This is a genomic window from Moorena sp. SIO4A1 (assembly GCF_010672065.1).
Classification (GTDB): domain Bacteria; phylum Cyanobacteriota; class Cyanobacteriia; order Cyanobacteriales; family Coleofasciculaceae; genus Moorena.
Map to the genome: position 1 here is coordinate 1 of NZ_JAAHHX010000158.1, position 4,340 is coordinate 4,340.

Annotated in this window: 5 protein-coding genes; all 5 read left to right on the top strand. The window is 39.1% G+C overall.

The window, feature by feature from the left end; all coding sequences use genetic code 11:
• Positions 1–611 (top strand): GNAT family N-acetyltransferase (locus F6K53_RS35325; RefSeq protein ID WP_293083953.1); only part of this gene is annotated, 611 nt, incomplete at its 5' end.
• A 47-nt stretch (positions 612–658) separates the two neighbouring features.
• Positions 659–1,396: a class I SAM-dependent methyltransferase gene (locus F6K53_RS35330; protein ID WP_293083956.1), complete on the top strand. Its 738-nt coding sequence runs from the start codon at positions 659–661 to the stop codon at positions 1,394–1,396.
• A gap of 138 nt (positions 1,397–1,534) precedes the next feature.
• The gene (locus F6K53_RS35335; RefSeq protein WP_293083959.1) at positions 1,535–2,179 is read left to right on the top strand and encodes a hypothetical protein; all 645 of its coding nucleotides are present in this window, start codon (positions 1,535–1,537) and stop codon (positions 2,177–2,179) included.
• Between the two features lie 81 nt (positions 2,180–2,260).
• Positions 2,261–3,700 (top strand): MOP flippase family protein, encoded by a 1,440-nt coding sequence (locus tag F6K53_RS35340; RefSeq protein ID WP_293083962.1) that lies wholly within the window; start codon positions 2,261–2,263, stop codon positions 3,698–3,700.
• Positions 3,701–4,340 (top strand): glycosyltransferase (locus F6K53_RS35345; RefSeq protein WP_293083964.1); only part of this gene is annotated, 640 nt, incomplete at its 3' end. It abuts the gene before it with no gap.

Consider the following 4,340-nt stretch of genomic DNA (forward strand, 5'->3'; position numbering starts at 1 on the left):
TGCTTGCCTTGAAACTAGGATTAATCAATAGCCAAGATGATGAAACTCATACCATCAAGCTGCAAGTTGAGTTTGAGGCTATCTACAAGAAATGGTCAAGGGGGCATAAATCTGCGACCAAAAAGGCAAAAAAAGCCGGTTTTTTAGTAAAAACAGCCTCTACGCTCGATGATTGGAGCCATTATTATCAGGTTTACGAAGACTCCTTGAGGCGATGGGGAGATAAGGCTTCTTCTAAATATGAATGGGAATTGTTTAATGATATTTTTCAGCGACATTCAGCTAACACCAAGCTTTGGTTAGCAATTTATCAAGAGCAAGTTGTTTCTGGAATACTCTGTTTTTACGCAAAAAAACATGTAGTGTATTGGCATGGTGCAACTCTGGAAGATTTCTTTCATCTTCGTCCAGTCAATCTTCTGATGTATGAGAGCATCAAAGATGCTTGTGAGCAGAAGTATGACTGCTTTGATTTTAATCCTAGTGGTGGGCATGAGGGAGTAAAAGAATTCAAGCAAAGGTTTGGAAGTGAAGCTCTGTCATGTCCCATTGTAACTGCTGAAGATTCAATCACCCGTGTTCTTGCAGCAGTCAAATCCAAGCTTAGATAAAACACGTATTGTAAGCAAAAAATATTCTATATAGGAGATTCATTTCGATGACAGATTGGGACACATATGCTAAACTAGGAATTCTGCAAGCAGTTATTGATCCGTCTGACAATCAAGGCTTCAAGAATCGCCTGATTGATCAGATTCAGTGGCGCTTGATTCAGGAAAAGTTGAAAAAATCAAAAAAACTTTTGGATTTTGGCTGCGGTACTGGCAGATTTGCTCCTAGGATTACAAATTTGGGAATTGAGTATACAGGAATTGACTCATCTGAAAACATGATTCAGGTGGCAAAGGATATTCATCAGTCACCTATTTTAAAATTTATTCATTTCAATGGTGTAGAAATTCCTTTCCCAGATAACAGTTTTGATACTTGCCTTTCCAGTGGCGTATTTCAGTATCTGATCAAGGAACCTAATTGCCAGAAAATATTATCTGAAATACGCCGCGTCCTAGTTCCGGGGGGATGTTTAATTATGGATGAGCAGGTCAGTCTCTCCAATCAGACTTCGGCGTCAGGAATGCTTGTGCTAACTGAACTTGACTACAAGAATGAGATATCTAATAGTTTTTCTGTCAAGTCAGTCTGTAGAGTTCGCGGTGGTTATTTGTCTAAGGAGTCACATCTTTCATTCCGCGTGGCTAAACTTCTTCCCTGGGCTTTTGATGTCTCTTTAGATTATTTGGCACAACGGGAGATTCGGAAAATTCAAAAAGTAAGTAGTGACTATCTATCGACTATGAAGTATTACGAGGTACTCATTGAATCGGAAACAAAATAAGCAAACTATAAAAAATAACTTGAACTATTAATGCTTTTGTTCGGGCAATATTTTATGGGGCCACTCACCATGAAAAAGTTCAGGTTATTTCTTCTATAATTTGAATTGAATTAGTATAGACGATAAGTGGAGTATTATATGCTTTTAAATAAAGTTATTTTAAATAAAGTTAATGGAATCTGCTACAAATTAGATATTTCCATCTTATATCAATCTGAAGTTGGTATTAAATGTTTTAACCAACTTCTCTCAAGCGACATATTAAAATATTTTTGTGTTGGCGAGATTAAATCATTACAATTGGAATCCTTATACCTCTGTGCCGATGGATTAAAAGACTCACATACTCTTGTCAACACTAATATTGTTGACTCTCCACATTTTGATTTAATGAAAAATCTTAAAAATAACAAAGATGTCATGGATTCTAGTTATGTAAAAAGAGTGAATAGAGGAATATTAGATTTTCGATCACCTCGCAAAGTCAACCATAATTATATAGCATTTCTCAAAACAAAATATCAAGAAAAAATGAATTCAATAAAAATTGGTAATTATGAACCAATCAAAGTATTTAATGTTGATGGGCGATACTTTATTGCTGATGGAAAGCATACCGCCGCTTGTTGTGCTCTAATAGGTGTCGAACCAAAAGTCATTCATCTTTCCAAAGTAATATACGATAGTTTCTGGATTTGGGTTTATAAAAAAATGCTAAAAAACAGCAATGAATACAAAAAGAACATTGAATTTTTCAAGTCTGCTCTTAGAGATTATGCCTAGCTGGTAGTAATTTTTAAGTGAGACGTACATCTGTTGAATAAGTTGAATAAATAGTCAAAGAGCTTTGCAGAGGAAGATTTAATGTCCCTTAAACGAGTTGCCACATCTGGAGTAAAGTGGTCTTTAGTGTCCCAAGTCGGGCGGCAGGTGATGCAGTTTGTCACTACTGCTATCCTTGCCCGCCTACTCTCACCTTCTGATTTTGGCTTACTGGGCATGGCGATGATTGTGATCGCATTTATAGACCTGTTTAAGGATTTGGGCACCTCATCAGCAGTAATTCAGCGGAAAAATATTTCTGATGCACTTTTGCATAGCCTCTTTTGGATCAATGTAGCCTTGGGAATCTTAGGGATATTTGTTATCTTTGTTATCTCACCACTGGCTGCCAGTTTTTATCAGGAACCGAGGGTCACTTCAGTTCTGAGATTCCTCTCATTGAACTTTTTTATTTCTGGTATCAGCATCTTACAGAAAGCCATTTTAGAAAAAAATTTAGCATTCAATACCTTAGCCAAAATAGAAATTTGTGCGATCGTGTCTGCTTCCTTCGTTGGCATTGGTTCAGCTCTTCTAGGATTTGGGGTATGGAGCTTGGTCTACCAATCATTAGTATTAGTGACAGTAACAACAGTTATGCTTTGGGCTGCCACTAGCTGGAGACCAAAAATGATTTTTGATTGGAGTGAGGTCAAAGATGTTAGTAGTTACAGCTTGAATTTAACCGCAGCTAGTATCTGGCGCTATTTTAAGAGAAATGCAGACTACCTCCTAATTGGACGAGTTTTAGGAAGCCAAGACTTGGGATACTACACCTTGGCATATCGCATCATGCTTTACCCCTTGCAGAATATCTCTCATGTGATTGCTCGGGTGATGTTTCCTGTATTTTCCCAAATACAAGATGACAATGCAAAATTTAGAAGTGCCTATCTCAAAGTTATCGGTTTAATTGCTCTGATTTCTTTTCCAATGATGGTTGGTCTTTGGGTAGCTGCTGAGCCCTTTGTTCTGACATTACTTGGGTCACAGTGGCAGCCTGTCATTTTGCTACTGATGATTCTGGCTCCTGTAGGAATGGAGCAATCTCTGGGAACAACAGTAGGCACAATCTATAAGGCGAAAGGTCGTCCAGACCTTCAGTTTCGATGGGGAATTGTTTCTGGAATATTGATACTTACTGCTTTCGTGATCGGTTTGCAATGGGGGATTGTTGGGGTTGCAGTTGCCTACGTGATCGCGTCTTTTCTTTGGTGTTACCCAAGTTTTAATATTCCTTTTAGTCTCATTCATTTACGGATGCGTGACTTTGGGGCAGTGCTTTGGCGACCACTTGTTGCTAGTCTCCTAATGCTACTTGTGCTTGTAGGGCTGAAGTTTTTGTTACCCACCGGTCTAGGTAGTGGCTGGGTGTTAGGCATACTGATACCTATAGGAGGTATTTCTTACCTGTTGGCAAGCTGGTGTATCAATCGAGAACAGATACAGCAATTATTAGTCATGGTAGGGCTAAATAAATAAATGAGTATTCAGCTATTGGACAAGAGAAAAATTAAGGTTATTCATAGCTATCCCTTCTGGCTACCACAGACGCAAACTTGGATGTATAACCAAGTTCGCTACTTGCCTGATGAAGTAGAAAATCATATTGTCTGCGAACGCACAGAAAATTTGGAGCAGTTTTGGCTACCCAATATCCACACACTGAGTGATAGTTCCAAATGGCGCTATTTCTGGGATAAGGGTGTGCGCAAACTACAGTTTCGCCGTCACCTGGGATTTTTAGTAGAAGTTGCCAAACGGCAAGGTGCAAGCATTTTGCATTCTCATTTTGGTGATATTGGTTGGGGAGATCTAGATGCAGCGAAGCTAGCAGGACTTAGGCAGGTAGTGACTTTCTACGGTTGGGATGTTAATTCCTTGCCTAAAAGTAGCCCCCACTGGCAGAAAAGATATCAGGAACTGTTTGCCAAGGTAGATAGAATTCTCTGCGAGGGCCCCCATATGGCACAGTGCATCATTAATCTAGGATGCCCAGCAGATAAAGTTAAAGTTCAGCATCTGGGCATTAGTATCGAGGAAATTCCCTTTAAGCCCAGAGTCTGGAATCCTACTGAACCTCTACGGGTACTGATTGCCTCATCATTCACTGAAAAGAAAG